The organism is Streptomyces sennicomposti (assembly GCF_019890635.1).
In the GTDB taxonomy this organism is placed as follows: domain Bacteria; phylum Actinomycetota; class Actinomycetes; order Streptomycetales; family Streptomycetaceae; genus Streptomyces; species Streptomyces sennicomposti.
In genome coordinates this window covers 42,378-64,223 of sequence record NZ_JAIOAB010000015.1, presented here as the reverse complement: position 1 = coordinate 64,223, position 21,846 = coordinate 42,378, and the positions used below count along the sequence as shown (strand labels likewise).

Sequence of the window (21,846 nt, the reverse complement as noted above, 5' to 3'; positions counted from 1 at the left end):
GCGGCGGTGACGAACAGGGGGCGCAGCGCATCCTTCCCGCCGCACCCGCACGTCACGCCCGGCCCGCCCCGCCAGTCACCTCACGCTGAACGCCGGTTCAGAAAACAACCGCCAACAGCACTTCACCGCAAAGAAGTTGAGCAGTGCTCAGGTACGCAGCAGCAGCCACTCCTGGAGTTCCACCACATTGCCCTCGGGGTCCTTGAGGTGGGCGACGCGCATCCGGTCCGTCATGGGCGCCGGGCCGTGCAGCAGAGTCGCGCCGCGGGCGGTGACGCCGGCGCAGTACGCGTCGAGGTCGTCCACGCGCAGCACCACCAGCGAGCGGTGTCCCGCGACCGTCTCGCCCAGTTCGCCCAGGATTTGAGCCATCATCGCCCGGTCCTGCAGGGCGATCCCCGCCGAACCGGTGGCCGGGCTGAACTTCTCGTACGGCCCCCGCTCCGCGCCCGACTGCGGCTTCAGGCCGAGGACATCGGCGTAGAAGCGGTAGCAGGCGGCGAAGTCGGTGACGAGCAGCCGGACTTGGGCGAGTTCCACGTCAACCCCCTTGAGACGTCGGGTGCGGCCGCCGGGTCAGGACCAGCGGCCGGTGCGTCCCAGGAGGAGCGCGGCGGCGGCCGTCCCCGCGGTCGAGGTACGCAGCACGCTACGCCCGAGGACGTACGCCCGCGCGCCCGCCTCCCGGAACTGCGCCAACTCGTCGGAGGACACGCCGCCTTCGGGGCCGACGACCAACACGATCTCGCCCTCGGCGGGGAGTTCGGCGGTGGCGAGGGGCTCGCTGCCGTACTCGAAGTCCGAGTGCAGCACGGCGGCGAAGTCGGCCTTCGCCAGCAGCGCGGCGACCTGCTTGGTCGTCGCCGCCTCCGCGACCTCCGGGAAGCGCACCCGGCGGGACTGCTTGCCGGCCTCGCGCGCGGTGGCCCGCCACTTGCCGAGCGCCTTCAGCCCCCGGTCGCCCTTCCACTGGGTGATGCAGCGGGCGGCCTGCCAGGGCACGATCGCGTCCACGCCGACCTCGGTCATGGTCTCCACGGCCAGTTCGCCCCGGTCGCCCTTGGGCAGGGCCTGCACGACGGTGATGCGGGGCTGCTCGGGCGGCTCCTCGACGACGGACTCCAGGTCCGTGATCACCAGGCGGTCCTTGCCCTCGGCGGCCTTGACCACGCCTTCCGCCCAGCGGCCGTGCCCGTCGGTGAGGACCACGTCCTCGCCGGGCCGCAGCCGCTTCACGGAGACCGCGTGCCGGCCCTCGGGGCCGTCGAGGACGAACTCCCCGCCCTTGAGGTCGGCCCGCTCCAGCGAGTCGATCACGAACACCGGCGCCGTCATCGCGCACCTCCCGCCCGGCGGCCCGGCAGGGCCTCCGTCGCCGCTTCGAGTTCCGCCGCGAGCACCTCCACCAGCTGTCCGGCGGGCAGGTCGCGGGCCATCCGGTGGCCCTGTCCGGCCCACAGCGCCATGCCCTGCGGGTCGCCCGCCACGGCGGCGGCCTTGCGCAGCGGGGCGGTGAGATGGTGGACCTCGGGGTAGGCGGCGGGCGCGTAGGGGCCGTGCTCGCGCATGAAGCGGTTGACCAGGCCTCGGGCCGGCCGCCCCGAGAAGGCGCGGGTCAGCTCGGTGTGGGGGTAGAGGGGGTCGGTCAGGGCCTGCTTGTGCAGGGCGTGCGCGCCGGACTCGGGGGTGGCGAGGAACGCCGTCCCCAGCTGGGCGGCGCTGGCCCCGGCGGCGAGGACGGCCGCGATCTGGCTGCCGCGCATGATGCCGCCGGCGGCGACGACCGGCAGGCCCACCGCCTCGCGGACCTGGGCGACCAGGGAGAGCACGCCGAGAGCGGCGCAGTCGTTCTCCGGCTGGTCGCGGTGGGTGCCCTGGTGGCCGCCGGCCTCGATGCCCTGCGCGATCACCGCGTCCGCGCCCGCGCGCTCCACCGCCAGGGCCTCCTCGACGGTGGTCGCGGTGACCAGGGTGAAGGTGCCGACGCGGTGCAGCGAGTCGATCACCTCGCGGGTGGGGACGCCGAAGTGGAAGGAGACCACCGGGACCGGGTCGTCCACGAGCGCGGCGATCTTGATCTCGTAGCCGTCGTCGCTTCCGTGGTCCGGCTCACCCAGCTCGGTCTGGTACCAGACGGCCTCGCCGGCGAGCTGCTGGGCGTACAGATCGACGGCGCCGGACTCCGCGTGGTCCGGCTGCGGCATAAACACGTTCACGCCGAAGGGGCCGCCGGTCAGCCCGCGCACCTGCTTGATCTCCTGGTACATGCCGTCCGCGGTCTTGTAGCCCGCGGCGAGGAAACCGAGCCCGCCGGCCTCGGTCACCGCCGCGGCGAGCTGCGGGCCGGAGGGGCCGCCCGCCATCGGGGCCTGCACGATCGGGATGGGGAAGAGATCGGTCAGCGCGGACAATGCGGAGGACATGACCGCATGGTGTCACGTCCTCCGCACGACTCCGAATCCGGGCGTCCTCCGGCATATGCCAGAGGCAGCGGGTTCCCGGACTCGGGAGGCGGCCCGGGCCGAGCCGGGAAGAAGCTTCTCGAAACCCGGCCGAGGCCACTCCGCCTCAGCGCCCGTTGAACGCGTCCTTCAACCGCGAGAACAGCCCCTGCTGCCCCGGCTGGAACTGGCCCTGGGGTCGTTCCTCGCCGCGGAGCTTGGCGAGTTCGCGCAGCAGCCGCTCCTGCTCGGGGTCGAGCTTGGTCGGGGTCTGCACCTCGACGTGCACGATGAGGTCGCCCCGGCCGCCGCCGCGCAGATGCGTGACGCCCCGCCCGTGCAGCGGGATCGACTGGCCGGACTGGGTGCCCGGGCGGATGTCGACCTCCTCCATGCCGTCCAGGGTCTCCAGCGGCACCTTGGTGCCGAGCGACGCCGCGGTCATCGGGAGGGTGACCGTGCAGTGCAGGTCGTCCCCGCGCCGCTGGAAGGTCGGGTGCGGCAGCTCGTGGATCTCGACGTACAGATCGCCGGCCGGACCGCCGCCGGGGCCGACCTCGCCCTCGCCCGCGAGCTGGATCCGCGTGCCGTTGTCCACACCGGCCGGGATCTTCACCGTCAGGCTGCGCCGGGCCCGGATCCGCCCGTCGCCCGCGCACTCGGGGCACGGGGTCGGCACGACCGTGCCGAAGCCCTGGCACTGCGGGCAGGGCCGGGAGGTCATGACCTGGCCCAGGAAGGACCGGGTGACCTGCGAGACCTCACCGCGGCCGCGGCACATGTCGCAGGTCTGCGCGGTGGTGCCCGGGGCCGCGCCCTCGCCGTTGCAGGTGTTGCAGACGACGGCCGTGTCGACCTGGATGTCCTTCGTGGTGCCGAAGGCCGCCTCGTCCAGCTCGATCTCCAGCCGGATCATGGCGTCCTGGCCCCGGCGGGTGCGCGAGCGCGGCCCGCGCTGCGACGCCGTGCCGAAGAACGCGTCCATGATGTCGGAGAAGTTGCCGAACGCGCCCGCGCCGAAGCCGCCCGCGCCGGCGCCGCCGGACTGCGAGAGCGGGTCGCCGCCGAGGTCGTAGACCTGCTTCTTCTGCGGGTCCGACAGCACCTCGTAGGCGGCGTTGATCTCCTTGAACCGCTCCTGGGTCTTCGGATCGGGATTGACGTCCGGGTGCAGCTCGCGCGCGAGCCGCCGGAACGCCTTCTTGATCTCATCCTGCGACGCGTCGCGGCGCACGCCGAGAACGGCGTAGTAGTCCGTGGCCACCTACGACTCCGCCAGGATCTGTCCGACGTACCGTGCCACTGCGCGTACCGCTCCCATCGTTCCCGGGTAGTCCATGCGGGTCGGTCCGACCACGCCGAGCTTGGCGACAGCCTCGCCGCCCGAACCGTAGCCCACCGACACGATGGACGTGGAGTTGAGTCCTTCGTGGGCGTTCTCGTGACCGATGCGCACGGTCATGCCCGGATCCTGTGTCTCACCGAGCAGCTTCAGCAGGACGACCTGCTCCTCCAGGGCCTCCAGCACGGGCCGGATGGTGAGGGGGAAGTCGTGTCCGAAGCGGGTGAGGTTGGCGGTGCCGCCGATCATCAGCCGCTCCTCGTTCTCCTCGACGAGGGTTTCCAGGAGCGTGGACAGCACCGTCGAGACCGTACCGCGGTCCTCGGGGTCGAAGCCGTCGGCCAGGTCCTCCACCAGCTGCGGCACGTCCGTGAACCGGCGGCCGGCGACCCGGCTGTTGAGCCGCGCCCGCAGATCGGCGAGCGAGGTCTCCCCGAACGGGGCCGGGCAGTCGATCATCCGCTGCTCGACCCGCCCGGTGTCCGTGATCAGCACGAGCATCACCCGCGCGGGAGCGAGCGACAGCAGTTCCACGTGCCGCACCGTCGAACGCGTCAGCGACGGGTACTGCACCACCGCGACCTGCCGGGTGAGCTGCGCGAGCAGCCGCACCGTGCGGGCCACGACGTCGTCCAGGTCGACGGCGCCGTCGAGGAAGTTCTGGATGGCGCGCCGCTCGGGCGCGGTCATCGGCTTGACCCCGGCCAGCTTGTCGACGAAGAGGCGGTACCCCTTGTCGGTGGGGATGCGGCCGGCGCTGGTGTGCGGCTGGGCGATGTACCCCTCGTCCTCCAGGGCCGCCATGTCGTTGCGGACGGTGGCCGGGGAGACGCCGAGGTTGTGCCGCTCGGTGAGGGCCTTGGAGCCGACCGGCTCCTCGGTGCCGACGTAGTCCTGGACGATGGCACGCAGCACCTGAAGTCTTCGCTCACTGAGCATCGCGTACACCTCCAGAGTCGTCCCTCGGCTCCCGTTTGGCACTCGGCGCATACGAGTGCCAGTTCTCCCCGGCCCAGTGTACGGCTGTCAGGTGCACCGAGGGCAAGGCCGGTCCCGGGTAACGCTAGCGTCGGGGCATGACGGTGACTTGGGAAGAGCTGGGGTGGGAGCGGCTGGCCGACGGGGTCGGGCGCGTCCGGCTGCCGGGATGGGACTGCACGATCGGGCTGGTGGCCGGGGCGGGCGCCGCGCTGCTCGTGGACGCCGGCTCCAGCCTGGCGGAGGGCGCCCGGCTGCGCGCCGACGCGGCCCGCCTCGCGGGCACGGATGTGACACTTCTCGCGCTGACGCACCCGCACTTCGACCACGTCCTCGGAGCGGCGGCGTTCCCGGCCGCCGAGGTGTTCGCCGCGGCGGGCTCGCACGCCGTGTACGACGACGCACGCGAGCGCACGGAGCTGCGCGAGGACGCGGTACGCCACGGTCTGGACCCGCGCGAGGCCGACGAGGCGGCCACCGCCCTGGTACGGCCCGGCCGCGAGGTCGCCGACGTGCTCGCCCTGCCGCTCGGCCGTGGCCGCGAGGCGCTGCTCGCGAACGCCGGTCCCGGCCACACCGCGCACGACCTCGCCGTGCTGGTGCCCGGCGAGCGGCCGGTGGTGTTCTGCGGCGACCTGGTCGAGGAGTCCGGCGAACCCCAGGCCGGCCCCGACGCCGTGCCGTCCCGGTGGCCGGCCGCGCTGGACCGGCTGCTGGAGCTGGGCGGCCCGGACGCCGTGTACGTGCCCGGGCACGGGGCGGTGGTGGACGCGGACTTCGTCCGGGCCCAGCGCGACGCCCTGGCGCGACGCTTCGGCGTGTCGCCCTGATCGGCCGCGGACTTCTCCTATCGTCACTCGAATGCGCCAGTACTCAGCCGACCTCACGCCCCCGTGGAAGAAGCCGAAGGCCGTGCCGGAGATCGCGGCCGAGCCGGGGCTGGTCGTGGAGGAGCCGGGCACCGGTTTCTGCGGGGCGGTGATCGGCTGCGAGGCGGGCACGGTGACCCTGGAGGACCGCTTCGGCAAGCACCGCGTCTTCCCGCTCCAGCCCGGCGGCTTCCTGCTGGAGGGCCGTACGGTGACGCTGGTCAAGCCGTCCTCCGGTCCGGTACGGCCCACCCGTACGGCGTCCGGCTCGGTCGCCGTCCCCGGCGCACGCGCGCGCGTGGCCCGCGCCGGGCGGATCTACGTCGAGGGCCGGCACGACGCGGAGCTGGTCGAGAAGGTGTGGGGCGACGACCTGCGCATCGAGGGCGTGGTCGTGGAGTACCTGGAAGGCGTGGACGACCTCCCGTCGATCGTCGAGGAGTTCGCGCCGGGGCCGGACGCGCGGCTGGGGGTCCTGGTGGACCATCTGGTGCCGGGGTCCAAGGAGTGGCGGATCGCCGAGGCGGTGACCAGTGACCACGCGCTGGTCGTCGGCCACCCGTACATCGACATCTGGGAGGCCGTGAAGCCGTCGTCGGTGGGGATCGCGGCGTGGCCGCGGGTCCCTCGCGGGCAGGACTGGAAGACGGGCGTCTGCCGGTCCCTGGGCTGGCCGCCCAACACGGGGGCGGCCTGGCAGCACATCCTGTCGAGGGTGCGCTCGTACAAGGACCTGGAGCCGGAGCTGCTGCGGTGTGTGGAGCGTCTCATCGACCACGTGACCGTGCCCTGGGAAGCGCCACGTCGTTGATCCCATCGAGCCTGGTGGGCTGTCTCCGCCGGAGCGGAGGTGTTCCCTCGATCAGCTGGTCGACGCGGCCGAGCAGTTCGTCGTCCCCGCGTAAGCGGGGGTAGCCCCTCAGTCCACCAGGTCCCGCACCACCGCGTCCGCCAGCAGCCGCCCGCGCAGCGTGAGCACGGCCCGTCCGGCCTCGTACGGTCCCGCCTCCAGCAGTCCTTCCGACAGCGCCCGCCGGGCAGCGGCGAGCCCCTCCTCCCGCAGCAGCGACAGCGGCGCCCCCTCCCGCAGCCGCAGCTCCAGCAGAATCCGCTCCACCCGCCGGTCCTCGCCGGACAGCACCTCGCGCCCCGCCCCCGGCGACCGCCCCTCCGCCAGCGCCCCCGCGTACGCCCCGGGATGCTTCACGTTCCACCACCGCACCCCGCCCACGTGCGAGTGCGCCCCCGGCCCGGCCCCCCACCAGTCGGCGCCCCGCCAGTACAGCTCGTTGTGCAGGCACCGCCCCGCCGCCGAGGTCGCCCAGTTGGACACCTCGTACCACTCGAACCCGGCCCCCGACAGCACCTCCTCGGCGATCAGATACCGGTCGGCGTGCACGTCGTCGTCGGTCATGGGCACCTCACCGCGCCGGATCCGGCGGGCGAGCTGCGTGCCCTCCTCCACGATCAGCGCGTACGCCGACACATGGTCGGGGCCGGCCCCGAGGGCCGCGTCCAGCGAGGCCCGCCAGTCGTCGTCCGACTCGCCGGGGGTGCCGTAGATCAGGTCGAGGTTGACGTGCTCGAAGCCGGCCGCGCGGGCCTCGGCGACGCACGCCTCGGGCCGCCCGGGGGTGTGCGTGCGGTCGAGGATCCTCAGGACGTGCGGCCTGGCGCTCTGCATGCCGAAGGAGATCCGGTTGAAGCCGCCCTCGCGCAGCGCCGCGAGGTACGCGGGGTCGACGGTCTCCGGGTTGGCCTCGGTGGTGATCTCCGCGTCGGGCGCGAGCCCGAACTCGTCGCGGATCGCGTGCAGCATCCGTACCAGGTCGGCGGCGGCGAGCAGGGTGGGCGTGCCGCCGCCGACGAAGACCGTGCGGACCTCGCGCGGGTCGTCGCCGAGGACCTTGCGGGCGAGGCGGACCTCGTCGGCGAGGGTGTCGGCGTAGTTGTCGCGGGAGGCGAGGACGCCGCCGGTGCCGCGCAGCTCGGTGGCGGTGTAGGTGTTGAAGTCGCAGTAGCCGCAGCGGGTGGCGCAGTACGGGACGTGCAGATAGAACCCGAGGGGCCGGTCGGCCGCCCCGGCCAGCGCGGACGCGGGCAGCGCGCCGTCGGCGGGGACGGGCTCGCCGTCGGGAAGTGCGGAAGGCATGCCTTCCATTGTCCAGCACCGCGCCGCACACCGTCCGCCCCGCGTACCGCGGCCCCGCCCTCGCCCTCACTCCGCCTGGAGCACCAGCAGGGCGAGGTCGTCCTCCGGGGGCCGTTCGCCGAACTCGTGGACGAGGCGCTGGATGCGTTCGGCGATCAGTTCCGCGTCGAGGCCGGCGCAGCCCGCGAGGACGGTGGCGAGCCCGTCGGCGTCGTCGAACTGGCGGGAGCCCGAGCGCCGCTCGGTGATGCCGTCGGTGACGCACAGCAGGCTGTCGCCGGGCGTGAGGTCGAAGGTGTCGCAGGTGTACGTCTCGTCCTCGATGACGCCGAGCAGCGTCTGCGGGCGGGCGACGGCGCGCACGCCCCCGTCGCGGCCGAGGACCAGCGGCAGCGGATGCCCGGCGCTGGCGAGCGTGCAGCGCACTCCGCCCTCGTAGGGGGCCAGCTCGCCGTAGAGCAGGGACAGGAAGCGGGTCTGCGGTCCGTCGCCGGGCGCGGGGCCCCGCCCGCCGGCGGCGACCAGGACGCGGGCGGCGGCGTCGGCGGCCTCGGTGGCGTCGTCCAGCAGGAGCTGGTTGAGGCGGTCCAGGACATCGGCGACGCCGTAGCCCTCGCGGGCCAGCAGCCGCAGCCAGGGCCGGGCGAGCCCGATGACCACGGCGGCCTCGGGCCCCTTGCCCTGGACGTCGCCCACGGCGAAGCACCAGCGGCCGTCGCCGGCCGGGAAGATGTCGTAGAAGTCGCCGCTGGGGCCGCCCTGGTCGCACGGTTCGTAGACGAGGGCGCTGCGCACGCCGGGGATCTCGGCGACCGCGCCGGGCAGCAGTCCGCGCTGGAGGACGGCGCTGATGGTGGCCTGGCGGGCGTACTGCCGGGCCGCGCCGATGCCGAGCGCCACCCGCCGGCTGAGATCCTCGACCAGTCCGGTGATCTCGTCGGGGAACCCGATCGGGCCGGCCCGGCCGATGACGAGCGTGCCGAGCGGGCGCCCGCCGGCGATCAGGCGGTACGCCAGCGCCGAGCCGTCCGCGGCGCGCGCACCGAGCGCGTGGCCGGGCCAGGGGTAGGGGTCGGGACCGGAGTGCAGTCCGTCCACGGGGTGCGGCGGGTCCTTCTCCAGGGCCTGGCGGAGTTCGTCGATGCGGTTCTCGCTGCTGTGCCAGACCCGGGCGAGCCGCGGCCCGGCGGCCCCGACGCCGTCGCTCCAGCCGCCGCGCGCGGTGGACTCGTCCTCCAGCCACACCGCGCACCAGTCGGCGAGCCGGGGCACGATCAGCTGGCCGGTGAGGGCGGCGACCAGGTCCTCGTCGAGCTGCCCGGCGAGCAGGTCGGAGGCCTCGGCGAGGAAGGTGAGGGCGCCGCGGCCCAGCCACTCGCGGTCGCGTTCGGCGCGCTGCGGTTCGGGGGCGAGGATCTCGGCGACGCCGAGCCCGTACGCCGCGTCGCAGGCGTCCTCCCCGTCGCCGGCGGGGTCCTCGGCGGGCAGCCGGGCCCACACGGTCTTGACGCCGGGCCGGTAGGTGATGCCCCAGGCCTCGGCGAGGGCGGCGACCAGCCGCAGCCCGCGCCCGTACTCCGGCGGTTCGTACGGCGTGGGGGCGCGGTGGTCGCGGGGGGCGCGCGAGGGGTGCTGGTCGGCGACCTCCACCACGCACGCGCCGGTGTCCGGCTCCAGCCGCAGGATCAGCTCCACGTCGGTGCCCGCGTGCACGACCGCGTTGGTGACGAGTTCGCTGACGACGACCAGGACGTCGTCGGCGAGCCGGTCGGCGACGGTCAGACCGCGTCCGCGCCACTCGGCGAGCGTCGCGCGGGCCAGCGCGCGGGCGGAGCCCGGTGCGAGGGGGCCGCCGGGCAGCGTCGTGTGCGCCTCGGTGTGCGCCCCGGCGCACGGGGGCGCGGGGACGCCGGAGGCTCGCGGAACGGTCTCCCGTTGCGTCGGAATGGCTCCCATCCGCAGCTCCCGAGCATTCGCCCGAATCGTGGTCGATTCGGTTCGGTCGATGCGGACAGGGTGACAGACCGACTGCACCCATAAGCATGGAGTCACCGAAGTGACCCGTTTTTCACGCGAACTGTGCTAGCACCACTCAGAGACGGACAGGACCGGTACGCGTCCGAACGGGCAGGTCTCCCCTCGGGTGAGAACGGGCAGGTCTGCCCTCGAGTGAGAAGGAGCAGGTCTCCCCTCGGGTGAGGGGAGAACCCCAGGGGCGCGGGGAACCGCGTGCCCGGCCGGCCACGACCCGCGGCCGAAGACCGACCGCACCGCACCCGAGTCCCCCGCACCCCGCGGAGCGCCCCGCGCTACGCCTCCCGCGTCCCCGCGTACATCTCGTCGATCAGATGCTTGTACTCCCGCTCCACCACGGGCCGCTTCAGCTTCAGGCTCGGCGTGATCTCGCCGTGCTCGACGTCGAGGTCGCGCGGCAGCAGCCGGAACTTCTTGATCGTCTGCCAGCGCTGCAGGCCCTCGTTGAGCTGCTTGACGTAGCCCTCGACCATCTCGACGGTCTGCGGCGCGGCCACGATCTCGGCGTACGGCTTGCCCTCCAGGCCGTTCTCCTTGGCCCACTCCTCGATCGCGAGCTCGTCCAGGGCGATCAGGGCGGTGCAGAAGTTCCGGTCGGCGCCGTGCACGAGGATGTTGGAGACGTACGGACACACCGCCTTGAACTGGCCCTCGACCTCGGCGGGCGCGATGTACTTGCCGCCGGACGTTTTGATCAGGTCCTTCTTGCGGTCGGTGATGCGCAGGTAGCCGTCCGGGGACAGCTCGCCGATGTCGCCGGTGTGGAACCAGCCGTCGGACTCCAGCACCTCGTCGGTCTTCTCGGGCAGCTTGTGGTAGCCCTGCATGATGCCGGGGCCGCGCAGCAGGATCTCGCCGTCGTCGGCGATGCGGACCTCGGTGCCGGGCAGCGGCTTGCCGACCGTGCCGGTGCGGTAGGCCTCGCCGGGGTTGACGAAGGAGGCCGCGGAGGACTCGGTGAGGCCGTAGCCCTCCAGGACGTGGATGCCGGCGCCGGCGAAGAAGTAGCCGATCTCCGGGGCGAGCGCGGCGCTGCCGGAGACGCAGGCGCGCAGCCGGCCGCCGAAGGCCTCGCGGATCTTGGAGTAGACGAGGGCGTCGGCGACCTTGTGCTTGGCGGCCAGGCCGAAGGGGGCGGAGTGGACGCCGGTGCGCTGGAAGTTGTCCTGGGTGACCTTGGCGTACTCTCGGGCGACCTCGGCGGCCCACTGGAAGATCTTGTACTTGGCGTTGCCGCCGGCGCGGGCCTTGGCGGCGACGCCGTTGTAGACCTTCTCGAAGATGCGCGGCACGGCGGCCATGTAGGTGGGCTGGACGACCGGCAGATTCTCGATGATCTTGTCGACGCGCCCGTCCACGGCGGTGATGTGCCCCAGCTCGATCTGGCCGGAGGTGAGGACCTTGCCGAAGACGTGGGCGAGCGGCAGCCACAGGTACTGCACGTCCTCCGGGCCGAGCAGACCGGTGGCGGCGATCGCCTTGGCCATGTACGACCAGTTGTCGTGCGGCAGGCGCACGCCCTTGGGGCGGCCGGTGGTACCGGAGGTGTAGATCAGGGTGGCGAGCTGGTCCTTGGTGATCGCGCCGACCCGCTCCTTGATCAGCTCGGGGTGCTTCTCCAGGTAGGCGGCGCCGCGCTCCTCCAGCTCGGCGAGGGTGAGCACCCAGTCGCCGCTCTCCACGCCCGCCGGGTCGATGACGACGACGTGGTGCAGGTCGGGCAGCTCGGCGCGCTTCTCCAGGGCCTTGGCCAGCTGGCCGGCGTTCTCCGCGATGAGGACCTTGCTCTCGGAGTCGGCGAGGATGAAGGCGGACTCGTCGGCGTTGGTCTGCGGGTAGATCGTGGTGGTGGCGGCGCCCGCGCACATGATGCCGAGGTCGGCGAGGACCCATTCCACGCGCGTGGAGGCGGCGAGCGCGACCCGCTCCTCGGGGTGGACGCCCAGCTCGATCAGTCCGGCGGCGATGGCGTAGACCCGCTCGGCGGCCTCGGCCCAGGTCAGCGACTTCCAGTCGTCGGGGCCCTCGCCCGCCGCTGGTGGCACCGGGTAGCGGTAGGCCTCGGCGTCCGGTGTGGCCGCCACGCGCTCCAGGAAGAGGGCCGCCACCGACGGCGGACGATTCTCGATCAGGGTCTGTGCGTCGCTCACGACATCCTCCGGGCCCGCGGCATCGCGGCTGGCTAGCGGCTGGCTCAAGTACGGCTGGGGTGACTCTCGGGTGGGGTGGTGCGGGGGGTTCGGGTGGTCGTTCGGGGTGCCGGCCCGGCGGTTGACCGGGCCACTGTTTAACTCACGAGTAACTAGCGAGCAGGCATCAGGGTAAAGCGCGACCGGCCACCGCGTAAGGGGCTGTGGCCTGTCATTTCCCACGAAGCACCGCCCCGCACACGCGCGGGGGCCCGCCGCACTCGCGTGCGACAGGCCCCCTTTTCACCCGCTTTGCCGCGCCGACGGCGTCGGGCGGGCGGTCACTTCTTGCTCTTGGCCGAACTCGCGCCGTCGTCGCTGGAGAGCACCGCGATGAAGGCCTCCTGCGGAACTTCCACGGAACCCACCATCTTCATGCGCTTCTTGCCCTCCTTCTGCTTCTCCAGCAGCTTGCGCTTACGGGAGATGTCGCCGCCGTAGCACTTGGCGAGGACGTCCTTGCGGATGGCGCGGATGGTCTCGCGGGCGATCACGCGCGAACCGATGGCGGCCTGGACGGGCACCTCGAAGTTCTGCCGCGGGATCAGCTCCTTGAGCTTGGCGACGAGCCGCACGCCGTACCCGTACGCCTGGTCCTTGTGGGTGATCGCCGAGAAGGCGTCCACCTTGTCGCCGTGCAGCAGGATGTCGACCTTGACCAGGGAGCTGGACTGCTCGCCGGTGGGCTCGTAGTCCAGGGAGGCGTAGCCGCGGGTCTTGGACTTCAGCTGGTCGAAGAAGTCGAAGACGATCTCCGCCAGCGGCAGGGTGTAGCGGATCTCGACCCGGTCCTCGGAGAGGTAGTCCATGCCGAGCAGGGTGCCGCGCCGGGTCTGGCACAGCTCCATGATCGCGCCGATGAACTCGGTGGGCGCGAGGATCGTGGCGCGCACGACCGGCTCGTACACCTCCGCGATCTTGCCCTCGGGGAACTCGCTCGGGTTGGTGACCGTGATCTCGGCGCCGTCCTCCATGATCACGCGGTAGACCACGTTGGGCGCGGTGGCGATCAGGTCGAGGCCGAACTCGCGCTCCAGCCGCTCCCGGATCACGTCCAGGTGCAGCAGGCCGAGGAAGCCGACGCGGAAGCCGAAGCCGAGGGCGGCGGAGGTCTCCGGCTCGTAGACGAGCGCGGCGTCGTTGAGCTGGAGCTTGTCCAGCGCCTCGCGCAGCTCCGGGTAGTCGGACCCGTCCAGCGGATACAGGCCCGAGAAGACCATGGGCTTGGGGTCCTTGTAGCCGCCGAGGGCCTCGGTGGCGCCCTTGGCCTGGCTGGTGACGGTGTCGCCGACCTTGGACTGGCGCACGTCCTTCACACCGGTGATGAGGTAGCCCACCTCGCCGACGCCGAGGCCGTCGGCCGGCAGCATCTCGGGCGAGTTGGTGCCGATCTCCAGCAGCTCGTGGGTGGCGCCGGTGGACATCATCCTGATGCGCTCGCGCTTGTTGAGCTGGCCGTCAATCACCCGGACGTACGTCACGACGCCCCGGTAGGAGTCGTAGACCGAGTCGAAGATCATCGCGCGGGCGGGGGCGTCGGCGACGCCGACCGGGGCGGGGATCTTCTCGACCACCCGGTCGAGCAGCGCCTCGACGCCGAGGCCGGTCTTGGCGGAGACCTTCAGCACCTCGGCGGGGTCGCAGCCGATGAGGTTGGCCAGCTCGTCGGCGAACTTCTCCGGCTGGGCGGCCGGCAGGTCGATCTTGTTCAGGACCGGGATGATCGTGAGGTCGTTCTCCATCGCCAGGTAGAGGTTGGCGAGGGTCTGCGCCTCGATGCCCTGGGCCGCGTCGACCAGGAGGATGGTGCCCTCGCAGGCGGCCAGCGACCGGGAGACCTCGTAGGTGAAGTCGACGTGCCCCGGGGTGTCGATCATGTTGAGGATGTGCGTGCTGGTCTTGTCGTGGGTGGGCGCCCACGGCAGTCGCACCGCCTGGGACTTGATCGTGATGCCGCGCTCGCGCTCGATGTCCATGCGGTCGAGGTACTGAGCGCGCATCTGCCGCTGCTCGACCACCCCGGTCAGCTGGAGCATCCGGTCGGCGAGCGTGGACTTGCCGTGGTCGATGTGCGCGATGATGCAGAAGTTGCGGATCAGCGCCGGGTCGGTACGGCTCGGCTCGGGCACATGGCTAGGGGTCGCGGGCACGCAGGGTCCTGATTCTTGAGGCGTCCGCACACGTGTGCTTGTCCGTCTGCGGTCTCGGGTCGGATCTATACGTAGTCTCCATGGTCCCATGTCCGGCGGGGAGCGCGGATCGGGTGGGGGCGGCCGCCGCCGGGGACTGTGGTCCCGACGGGTGACCGGGGGCCGGTTCAGGGGCGGCCCGGGGCCGGTCGGCGGCTGGCCGACGAGTGGCCGGCGGGCGGCGGACGGGCGGTTTTGGGCGGGGAACGGGCCGCTGGTAGTGTGGGGCGCTGTGTCTCATGCCCTCTCTGCAGGAGGCACACCTCAAGAAATCACCGGCTACGGGACCGTCGCGGCCCCGTGCCAGAACCTGAGAAGGCTCATTCGTGGCGAACATCAAGTCCCAGATCAAGCGGATCAAGACCAACGAGAAGGCCCGGCTGCGCAACAAGGCCGTCAAGTCCTCCCTGAAGACCGCGATCCGCAAGGCCCGCGAGGCCGCTGCCGCGGGTGACGTCGAGAAGGCCACCGAGTACCAGCGCGCCGCCGCGCGTCAGCTCGACAAGGCCGTCTCGAAGGGCGTCATCCACAAGAACCAGGCCGCCAACAAGAAGTCGGCGCTTGCTTCGAAGGTCGCGGCCCTCAAGGGCTGAGTTTTCCGACTTGACGCCGGGCGGACCCGGGCGGGCCCTCTCTCATCCGCCCCCGACCGGCACCCCGGACCTGTGCGCGGCCTGCGTTCGCCACGCGGGCACGGGTCCAAGCAGCGTGAACCGAAGGCCCCGGCAGCCGTCCCTTCCCCAGGGAGACCGCCGGGGCCTTCGGCCTGCCCGCACGCCGTACCGCCGACCGCGGCACGGCCGACGGACGGCTGACGCCCGGCCTCGGGCTCTGGCCGGTGGGGTTGTGCCGTACGGGAACGGCGTACCCGGCGTCGGCTAGCCGCGCCCCCGCGACCGCGCCGCGCGGGCGATGGTCACGACGGCCTTCTCCAGGGCGTACTCCGGGTCGTCGCCGCCGCCCTTCACGCCCGCGTCCGCCTCGGCGACCGCGCGCAGCGCCACGGCGACCCCGTCCGGCGTCCAGCCACGCATCTGCTGCCGCACCCGGTCGATCTTCCACGGCGGCATGCCCAGCTCCCGGGCGAGATCGGCGGGCCGGCCGCCGCGCGCGGAGGACAGCTTCCCGATCGCCCGTACGCCCTGCGCCAGCGCGCTGGTGATCAGCACCGGCGCGACGCCCGTGGCGAGCGACCAGCGCAGCGCCTCCAGGGCCTCCGCGGCCCGTCCTTCGACGGCCCGGTCGGCGACGGTGAAGCTGGAGGCCTCGGCGCGGCCGGTGTAGTAACGCCCGACGACGGCCTCGTCGATCGTGCCCTCCACGTCGGCGACCAGCTGCGACACCGCCGACGCCAGCTCGCGCAGATCGCTGCCGATCGCGTCGACCAGCGCCTGGCAGGCCTCGGGCGTCGCCGAACGCCCCAGCGCGCGGAACTCGCCGCGCACGAAGGCGAGCCGGTCGGCCGGCTTCGTCATCTTCGGGCAGGCCACCTCCCGCGCCCCCGCCTTGCGCGCGGCGTCCAGCAGCCCCTTGCCCTTGGCGCCGCCCGCGTGCAGCAGCACGAGGGTGATCTCCTCGGCGGGCGCGCCGAGATACCCCTTCACGTCCTTGACCGTGTCGGCCGAGAGGTCCTGCGCGTTGCGCACGACGACGACCTTGCGCTCGGCGAAGAGCGACGGGCTGGTCAGCTCGGCGAGGGTGCCGGGCTGCAACTGGTCGGGGGTGAGGTCCCGTACGTCCGTGTCGGCGTCGACGGCGCGGGCGGCGGCCACCACCTCCTGCACGGCACGGTCGAGGAGCAGGTCCTCCTGGCCCACGGCAAGCGTCACCGGGGCGAGAGGGTCGTCGTTCGCAGTCTTCCTGGCCATCGCGTCCAGCATCCCACGGGCCACTGACAACGGGGGCCGCGGTCGCGGCGGGGCGACGGGCGCACGGGCGGCGGCGGGCGGTGCCGTACGGGCTACGGGCCGTCCCGTACGGACTGCGGGCCGTCCCGTACGGGCTACGGGCCGCCGAGCCGTGCGGGCTTCCGGCCCTACGGGCTCCCGGTCCTACGGACCTCCGGCCGCGCGGTGGGCTACGGCTCCTCCCGCCAGCCGTCCCACCGGGCCGCGAACTCGTCCAGCTCGCCGGGATCGAGCCGTTCCTCCTCGTCGCCGAGGACGACGAGCCACTGGGCGTCCTCGGCGTCGTCCTCCCCGGCCAGCGCGTCCCGTACGAGCCGGGGCTCCTCGTCGATCCCGAACCGCTCCCCCAGCGCCTCGGCCACCTCCTCCGCGGCGTCGCGGTCGGGCAGCACCAGCACATGTCTCACATCACTCACGCGAGCCATTGTCCGGCACCGGGCGGAGGCGCCCGCACCCCGGCGGGGGAAGGTGAAGCGGGTCAGCTCTTGGGCACGACCTGGATGTCGAGTTCGACCTCGATGGTGGGGCCGACCGCCGCGATCCCGCGCGCCAGCATCGACTGCCAGCTCATGGTGTAGTCGTCGCGGTGCAGTTCGGTGGTGGCCCGGCAGGCCGCCCGCGCCTCGCCCTCCATGCCGTTGCCGAGCCCGAGGTACTCGGCGTCGAGGGTGACCGTGCGGGTCACGCCGTGCAGGGACAGCGCGCCGGTGACGGCCCACCGGTTGCCGCCGCGATGCGCGAACCGGTCGCTGTAGAACTCCAGGGTCGGGAAGCGGGCCACGTCGAGGAAGTCCGGCGAGCGCAGGTGGTCGTCGCGCATCCGGACGTTGGTGTCGATGGAGGCCGCGTCGATCACGACGTGCATCGCCGAGTGCTCCATCTCCGGGGAGATCCGCACCGCCCCGGCGAAGGAGTTGAACCGGCCGTGGATGCGGGCCAGCCCGATGTGCCGGGCGCTGAAGCCGATCGAGGAATGCGTCGGGTCGATCTCCCAGTCGCCGGGCGCGGGCAGCTGCGGCGGCTGGGAGACCTGGAGCGTCACATCGCCGAGCGCGGTGAGCGTGTCCGGCGCGACGGTGGCGGCGGCCCGGTGGGGCGCGTATCCCTCGGCGGACACGGCGAGCCGGTACTCCCCCTCGGGCACGGTCGCGACGAAGGACCCGTAGGGGTCCGTCCAGCCGCCGACCACCTTGCGCCCGGCGGTGTCGGTGACGGTGAACTCCGCCTGTGGCACGGGCTGGCCGACCGGATCGAGCACCCGGCAACTCAGCGCCCCGGCGTCCGGCGGCGTGGGCACCTGCGCCAGAGGACTCGTCCGTTGCACGTGCTTCGCTCGGCTTCCGAACAAGCGGCCGATCATCTACGACACCTTCTGCACCACGTGAGAACAACTGTTGTCAATGACGCATTCGATCATCGATGAGGCTTTCGAGGCAACACGGGGGTACATCGAGCCAATCCGGCACAAGTGCTGGGACTGCCCCCGAGTGATACCGCTGGAGGCGTGTGCCACGAATCACCCGCCGACGTCCGGATTTCGCACCGCCGGCACCCGGTCGAGGCGGATGCCGAACCGCTCCCGGTAGACCGAGAGCACCTCGTCGTCCGAACCCAGTTCCCGCACGTCGCGCGCCCCGTCGGCGCCGGTCGTGGTCAGGGTGCGCCCGCTGAGGGTGATCCGCCCGCCGTCCTCGGTGAGCCGGGAGCACACCAGGGACCGCGTGAAGTGCGAGTCGGGCGAGGTGCGGTGCCACCAGGCCCCGGCGACGAAGTCCTCCAGCACCCGGGGCCGCGTCTCCAGCCGGTACTGCGGCGTACCGTCGCGGAGGACATCGAGGTCATCGACGGGGGACGCGTCCGCACGCCCCACGCCCTGGACCTCGACGACGGCGAACGTCCCTGCGGGATCGGCCTGTTCCCCCCGCTCCCCGAAGGCCAGCGGGAAGTGGCTGTGCGCCCCGAACCCCACGTCGGCCAGCCAGTCGCCGCCGTCGGCCGTACGCACCCGCAGCGCCATGTGGTCGTACGGGATCCCGAGCCGCCCCGCCTCTCCGTGCACCCGCGCGGCCAGCACGGTCACCTCGAATCCGAGCGCCGTGAGCAACGCGCCGAACGCGCCGTTGAGTTCGTAGCAGAACCCGCCCCGCCGCGCCCCCACCACCTTCTCCACCAGCGGCTCCTCCGCCAGCACGATCTCCTCGCCGAGGTGGATCGACAGGTTCTCGAAGGGCACGGCCCGAAGATGCCGCACCTGCAACTCCCGCAACGCGGCCCCCGTGGCCGAGCTGGGCCACTCGGCCCCGATACGGCGAAGATAGGCATCGACCTCAGCGGATTCCATACGACCAGTCTCGCGCGCCGCCCCACGCACCACGGCCCGAACCCGGCTCCTCCTGCCCGGCCCGGCTCACGGCCCTACCAGTGGTAGCTGTGCCCTTCCGGGGTGACACGGACGGTGAAATCGCGCAGAGCGGGGGCGCCGGCGGAGCGCCATCGGGCAAGCTCGTGCTCGACTGCGTCCCAGAGGACGCCGGACCCTCCCTGCCGCACGATGTGACGCCCGCGCTCGTCGCGGAGGGCAGCCCAGGATCCGGACTCGACGTCGATGAGGACATCCTCCTGGCACCCGTCCCGGTCGATGCTCACCCGCTGCGCACCAGGCGCCGCGGACTGCACGACGAAGCGGGTCGTCCAGTCGTCCAGGACGCCGGCTCCGGCGCGGGCCTCGCGCTCCTGCCCTGCGGTGAGGTCCGGGAGGAGACCGAGCGGGGGCGGCAGATGCGGGCGGGCGAGCATGAAGCCGACCTGGCCGCCCAGCAACGGCCCGGACGCCGTGCCGTCGTCGTGCACGGTCAGCCGCGCGAGTTCCGACGCGCCGAGCCAGCCGCCGATCGTCGTCAGGATCAGGCCGCCGGGCCGGGTCTGCTCGACCCATGCCGCGGGCACCGTTCGTACACCGCAGGTGGCGACGACTCGGTCGTACGGCGCTCCGTCGGGGTGACCTCGGAGCCCGTCGCCGGTGACGAGCAGGGGGTGCGCCCCGAGCCGCCGGAGAGCGCTGCGCGCCCTCGCGGCCACGTCGGCGTCGTACTCGATCGAGGTGACGTTCCGCTCGCCCAGCCGCCGGCAGAGCAGAGCGGTCGAGTATCCGGTGCCGGTGCCGATCTCCAGTACCCGCACACCTGGTTCGATCTGAAGGTCTTCCAGCATGCGCAGGACGAGGGAGGGCAGGGTGCTGGAACTGGTCGGCTCACGTGCGATCCGCCCTCGGACGTCCGACGGCACGATGGTGCCCGCGATCTGGGTCACCAGTGACTGGTCCTCGTAACAGCCTTCGAGCCATCCGCCGTCCTCTTCGAGAACGGGTTCCCATGCCGTGGGCACCGCACCCTCGACCCGGCGGAAGAACCCGCCCCGCAGGAACTCGTGCCGCGGAACGGTCTCAGCCACCTTCCTCCACGCCTCACTCCGCACACTGCCGTTCGCGACCAGCGTCTCGACGAGCCCCTTCAGGAGCTGGGCCTGATCAGTCACGTCCGCTCTCCAGAAGGTCTGCCAGCGCCGCGCACATCGGCAGGCCGGTCTCGGTCTCCAGCCAGTACCACTGACCGGATGGATTGCACTCCAGGAACCACCATCGCCCGTCCTCGCCCACACAGAAGTCGAAAGCCCCGAAAACCAGCCCGAAGTGGGCCAGGTACCGGCGAATTCCTCGCTCGATGTCCGGAGGCGCTTCGACGGGGGCGTAGGAGAGCCGGCCGTAGTCCGTGCGCCAGTCCAGAAGGTCGGAGTCGATGCGCACGCAGAACACCCGTGCGCCGATGACGGTCACTCGTACGTCAGCCGTCTTGGGGACACGCTTCTGGAACAGATGCGCCGTTCCGGCCACGCTGTCATCGATGTCTTCGGCAGCCGCATCGGCGCCCCTGACGACCGAGGGGACGCCGTCGACCAGGTACGCCGGGTTGTGCAACGGCTTGTAGATCACCGGACCGTTGCGCTTGATGAAGGACCTGGCGGCATCAGGGTCCGAGGTGATGAGTGTGGGTGGCACGTCGAAGCCTGCCTCCACGGCCGCGGCCAGCCCCGAGGGCTTGAATTCGGCGTCCCCCATGCGGTGCGGGTGGTTGACGTACAGGCAGCCGGGCAGTGAGGCCAGTACGCCCCCGAGGCCGTACCTGGCCTGCGTGACGGCGAACCGCGCGTCCTGCGCGCTCAGGTGCGGGAACGCGAAGCCGGAGGGGCGTCGGTAGTAGAGGGAACGGACCCGAGCCAGGTCCGCCGTACGGAACGGTGTGGAGACCCGGCCCCGGAGGCCGCTCCCGGTGATCTCGGCCGCCACCGACAGTGATGCGGGAAAGTCCCCGGAGTCGAGCCGCACGACCGGGACGTTCCGGTCGTGCAGCTCGCGGATCACCACGTCGGCGGTGGGGTCGTACAAGGTGGTGACGACCAGCACCGGACGCGCGGCGTTCACTGGTCGCCGTCGCTCCCCGTGTCACTGTCCTGCGTGGTGCCGTTGCCGTCGGGGCTGGTGCCGGTCGCGGGGCTGGTGTTGGTGCTGGTGCCGTGCCCCGGCATCTCCATGACCTGCCCGGCTTCGTCGAAGAACACGGTCGCCTGGGTCACCGGGTCGAGTTCGGCGCGTGCGTAGCCGGGGGCTGTCGTGGGGTAGGGGGCCATGCGGCTCACCCCCCAGGGCGCAAGGGTCCGGGCACCGGACGGCAGTGGCGACGAGGCAGGGAATCGATCGGTGTGGACGAACACGGTGAACTCCTTTTCTGATGTTTCCGGTTGCCGGTCAGGTGAGGGTGCTGGCGGTGGAGCGGGGCTTCTCCAGTGGGCCGGGGTGTTCGAGCATGGTCAGGGTGGAGCGGGCCACCACGCTCAGGTCGTGGAGGCGGTCCGCGAGGGTCGAACCCTGCGTCGGCCCGCTGAGTACGTCGTCCACGTGGCGCAGCACGACGAGCGCCGTGGCCTGCCGCTCGCCGCGCATCCGTGGTGCCAGGGCCGCCAGTCGCGGGCCGAGCCGCCGTACGTAGCCTTCGACGGTGGCGATCATCGTCCTCAGTTCGTCCGCGTCGCGGAGGGGCGGGGACCACAGTGCGCGTTGCAGCACGTCCCGCATGGTCCCGGCGGACTCGTCCTGCTCCTGCTCAGTCCCCACGGCCCGTGTCCTCGCCGGCGAGCCGGAACCGTCCTCGCTCCACGAGCTGCGCGACGGCGTCCGCCTGGCACAGCGCGCCGGGCTCGTCCATGGGCACCACCCAGTGCGCGCCCCGCGCCTCGTCGTCCTCGTCGTCGCTCCTCGGCCGCGGCACCCCGAGGTAGGAACCGAGCCCGAGGAACTCGACGTCGTTGGCGTGCCGTCGGCCGTGCCAGGCGTGCAGATCAGCGGCACCGGGCGGGACCAGCGCGTAGTAGCGGCTGCCGTCGCGGTGGACGAAGACCGGCCCGCCGTGCAGCGCGCGGCCGAGGAACCCGGCGATCTGTTCGCGGTCCTCGGACGCGGCAGCGGCGTGCACGAGGCCGGCGGAGATCCGCACCGCCGAGAACAGCGCGCCGCACCGCAGGAGTGCGATGCCGGTGTCGTCCCACTCCCCGCGTGCGCGCTCGACGCTGTGCGCGGCGCAGATCAGCAGCCAGGCGGTCACGGCTTCCTGACTCCGCTGCCGCGAGGGCAGGAGGGTCCCGGCCGTCGGCGTGTCCGCGTTCACCGCGCCTCCCCCGCCTGACGGCACCGCG

General features: G+C 72.3%; 21 protein-coding genes. 3 read left to right on the top strand and 18 right to left on the bottom strand.

Annotation, left to right across the window (positions count from 1 at the left end):
- Window positions 1-147: 147 nt before the first annotated feature.
- From K7787_RS11660 to hrcA, 5 genes are all read right to left on the bottom strand, one after another.
- Complete coding sequence (locus tag K7787_RS11660; protein WP_009188540.1) at window positions 148-540, bottom strand: VOC family protein; 393 nt, start codon at window positions 538-540, stop codon at window positions 148-150.
- A 36-nt stretch (window positions 541-576) separates the two neighbouring features.
- Complete coding sequence (locus K7787_RS11655) at window positions 577-1,335, bottom strand: 16S rRNA (uracil(1498)-N(3))-methyltransferase (RefSeq protein ID WP_164391792.1); 759 nt, start codon at window positions 1,333-1,335, stop codon at window positions 577-579.
- On the bottom strand, window positions 1,332-2,423 hold the full coding sequence (locus tag K7787_RS11650) for a nitronate monooxygenase (protein WP_223001356.1): 1,092 nt from the start codon (window positions 2,421-2,423) through the stop codon (window positions 1,332-1,334). The genes K7787_RS11655 and K7787_RS11650 overlap by 4 nt, the downstream gene beginning before the upstream one ends.
- A 145-nt stretch (window positions 2,424-2,568) precedes the next feature.
- On the bottom strand, window positions 2,569-3,705 hold the full coding sequence (gene dnaJ / locus K7787_RS11645; protein WP_009188543.1) for a molecular chaperone DnaJ: 1,137 nt from the start codon (window positions 3,703-3,705) through the stop codon (window positions 2,569-2,571).
- Entirely contained in the window at window positions 3,706-4,722 is a 1,017-nt protein-coding gene (hrcA, locus tag K7787_RS11640) for a heat-inducible transcriptional repressor HrcA (RefSeq protein ID WP_009188544.1), read from the bottom strand.
- 137 nt (window positions 4,723-4,859) lie between these two features.
- Here hrcA and K7787_RS11635 point away from each other — a divergent pair, with 137 nt between their 5' ends.
- Window positions 4,860-5,591, top strand: coding sequence for an MBL fold metallo-hydrolase (locus tag K7787_RS11635; protein ID WP_223001355.1), 732 nt, complete (start codon window positions 4,860-4,862; stop codon window positions 5,589-5,591).
- Between the two features lie 31 nt (window positions 5,592-5,622).
- Window positions 5,623-6,441: a DUF3097 domain-containing protein gene (locus tag K7787_RS11630; RefSeq protein ID WP_223001354.1), complete on the top strand. Its 819-nt coding sequence runs from the start codon at window positions 5,623-5,625 to the stop codon at window positions 6,439-6,441.
- Between the two features lie 108 nt (window positions 6,442-6,549).
- Here K7787_RS11630 and hemW read toward each other — a convergent pair whose 3' ends face one another.
- From hemW to lepA, 4 genes are all read right to left on the bottom strand, one after another.
- Window positions 6,550-7,782: a radical SAM family heme chaperone HemW gene (gene hemW, locus K7787_RS11625; RefSeq protein WP_169439575.1), complete on the bottom strand. Its 1,233-nt coding sequence runs from the start codon at window positions 7,780-7,782 to the stop codon at window positions 6,550-6,552.
- Between the two features lie 66 nt (window positions 7,783-7,848).
- Window positions 7,849-9,738, bottom strand: coding sequence for an ATP-binding SpoIIE family protein phosphatase (locus K7787_RS11620; RefSeq protein ID WP_043260814.1), 1,890 nt, complete (start codon window positions 9,736-9,738; stop codon window positions 7,849-7,851).
- Between the two features lie 353 nt (window positions 9,739-10,091).
- Window positions 10,092-11,966 carry an AMP-dependent synthetase/ligase gene (locus K7787_RS11615; RefSeq protein WP_043260815.1) on the bottom strand — a complete coding sequence of 625 codons (1,875 nt, stop codon included), beginning with the start codon at window positions 11,964-11,966 and terminating at the stop codon, window positions 10,092-10,094.
- Between the two features lie 320 nt (window positions 11,967-12,286).
- On the bottom strand, window positions 12,287-14,155 hold the full coding sequence (lepA, locus tag K7787_RS11610; protein ID WP_009188550.1) for a translation elongation factor 4: 1,869 nt from the start codon (window positions 14,153-14,155) through the stop codon (window positions 12,287-12,289).
- Window positions 14,156-14,520: 365 nt separating this feature from the next.
- Between lepA and rpsT the strand changes: the two genes are divergently transcribed.
- The gene (gene rpsT / locus K7787_RS11605; protein WP_009188551.1) at window positions 14,521-14,787 is read left to right on the top strand and encodes a 30S ribosomal protein S20; all 267 of its coding nucleotides are present in this window, start codon (window positions 14,521-14,523) and stop codon (window positions 14,785-14,787) included.
- Between the two features lie 285 nt (window positions 14,788-15,072).
- Here rpsT and holA read toward each other — a convergent pair whose 3' ends face one another.
- The 9 genes from holA to K7787_RS11560 form a co-directional block, all read right to left on the bottom strand.
- Window positions 15,073-16,062 (bottom strand): DNA polymerase III subunit delta, encoded by a 990-nt coding sequence (holA, locus tag K7787_RS11600; protein ID WP_223001353.1) that lies wholly within the window; start codon window positions 16,060-16,062, stop codon window positions 15,073-15,075.
- A gap of 209 nt (window positions 16,063-16,271) precedes the next feature.
- Window positions 16,272-16,526 (bottom strand): hypothetical protein, encoded by a 255-nt coding sequence (locus K7787_RS11595; protein ID WP_197073759.1) that lies wholly within the window; start codon window positions 16,524-16,526, stop codon window positions 16,272-16,274.
- A gap of 53 nt (window positions 16,527-16,579) precedes the next feature.
- Window positions 16,580-17,461 (bottom strand): YceI family protein, encoded by an 882-nt coding sequence (locus K7787_RS11590; RefSeq protein WP_169439569.1) that lies wholly within the window; start codon window positions 17,459-17,461, stop codon window positions 16,580-16,582.
- 156 nt (window positions 17,462-17,617) lie between these two features.
- Window positions 17,618-18,442 (bottom strand): arylamine N-acetyltransferase family protein, encoded by an 825-nt coding sequence (locus tag K7787_RS11585; protein ID WP_223001352.1) that lies wholly within the window; start codon window positions 18,440-18,442, stop codon window positions 17,618-17,620.
- A gap of 74 nt (window positions 18,443-18,516) precedes the next feature.
- Window positions 18,517-19,635, bottom strand: a complete 1,119-nt coding sequence (gene tgmC / locus K7787_RS11580) for an ATP-grasp peptide maturase system methyltransferase (RefSeq protein ID WP_223001351.1) — start codon at window positions 19,633-19,635, stop codon at window positions 18,517-18,519.
- Window positions 19,628-20,578: an ATP-grasp ribosomal peptide maturase gene (gene tgmB / locus K7787_RS11575; RefSeq protein WP_223001350.1), complete on the bottom strand. Its 951-nt coding sequence runs from the start codon at window positions 20,576-20,578 to the stop codon at window positions 19,628-19,630. The genes tgmC and tgmB overlap by 8 nt, the downstream gene beginning before the upstream one ends.
- Window positions 20,575-20,793, bottom strand: coding sequence for a putative ATP-grasp-modified RiPP (gene tgmA, locus K7787_RS11570; RefSeq protein ID WP_308036330.1), 219 nt, complete (start codon window positions 20,791-20,793; stop codon window positions 20,575-20,577). The genes tgmB and tgmA overlap by 4 nt, the downstream gene beginning before the upstream one ends.
- Before the next feature lie 109 nt (window positions 20,794-20,902).
- On the bottom strand, window positions 20,903-21,268 hold the full coding sequence (locus K7787_RS11565; RefSeq protein WP_223001349.1) for a DUF6415 family natural product biosynthesis protein: 366 nt from the start codon (window positions 21,266-21,268) through the stop codon (window positions 20,903-20,905).
- The gene (locus K7787_RS11560) at window positions 21,258-21,818 is read right to left on the bottom strand and encodes a hypothetical protein (RefSeq protein WP_223001348.1); all 561 of its coding nucleotides are present in this window, start codon (window positions 21,816-21,818) and stop codon (window positions 21,258-21,260) included. Before K7787_RS11560 ends, K7787_RS11565 begins: the two co-directional genes overlap by 11 nt.
- Window positions 21,819-21,846 lie beyond the last annotated feature (28 nt).

What these genes read in the sequence shown, in the direction of transcription:
- K7787_RS11655 (WP_164391792.1), bottom strand. Translation starts at nt 1,335, where the DNA reads ATGACGGCGCCGGTGTTCGTGATCGACTCGCTGGAGCGGGCCGACCTC.
- K7787_RS11650 (WP_223001356.1), bottom strand. Translation starts at nt 2,423, where the DNA reads ATGTCCTCCGCATTGTCCGCGCTGACCGATCTCTTCCCCATCCCGATC.
- hrcA (WP_009188544.1), bottom strand. Translation starts at nt 4,722, where the DNA reads ATGCTCAGTGAGCGAAGACTTCAGGTGCTGCGTGCCATCGTCCAGGAC.
- K7787_RS11635 (WP_223001355.1), top strand. Translation starts at nt 4,860, where the DNA reads ATGACGGTGACTTGGGAAGAGCTGGGGTGGGAGCGGCTGGCCGACGGG.
- K7787_RS11630 (WP_223001354.1), top strand. Translation starts at nt 5,623, where the DNA reads ATGCGCCAGTACTCAGCCGACCTCACGCCCCCGTGGAAGAAGCCGAAG.
- hemW (WP_169439575.1), bottom strand. Translation starts at nt 7,782, where the DNA reads ATGCCTTCCGCACTTCCCGACGGCGAGCCCGTCCCCGCCGACGGCGCG.
- K7787_RS11620 (WP_043260814.1), bottom strand. Translation starts at nt 9,738, where the DNA reads ATGGGAGCCATTCCGACGCAACGGGAGACCGTTCCGCGAGCCTCCGGC.
- holA (WP_223001353.1), bottom strand. Translation starts at nt 16,062, where the DNA reads ATGGCCAGGAAGACTGCGAACGACGACCCTCTCGCCCCGGTGACGCTT.
- K7787_RS11595 (WP_197073759.1), bottom strand. Translation starts at nt 16,526, where the DNA reads ATGGCTCGCGTGAGTGATGTGAGACATGTGCTGGTGCTGCCCGACCGC.
- K7787_RS11590 (WP_169439569.1), bottom strand. Translation starts at nt 17,461, where the DNA reads ATGATCGGCCGCTTGTTCGGAAGCCGAGCGAAGCACGTGCAACGGACG.
- K7787_RS11585 (WP_223001352.1), bottom strand. Translation starts at nt 18,442, where the DNA reads ATGGAATCCGCTGAGGTCGATGCCTATCTTCGCCGTATCGGGGCCGAG.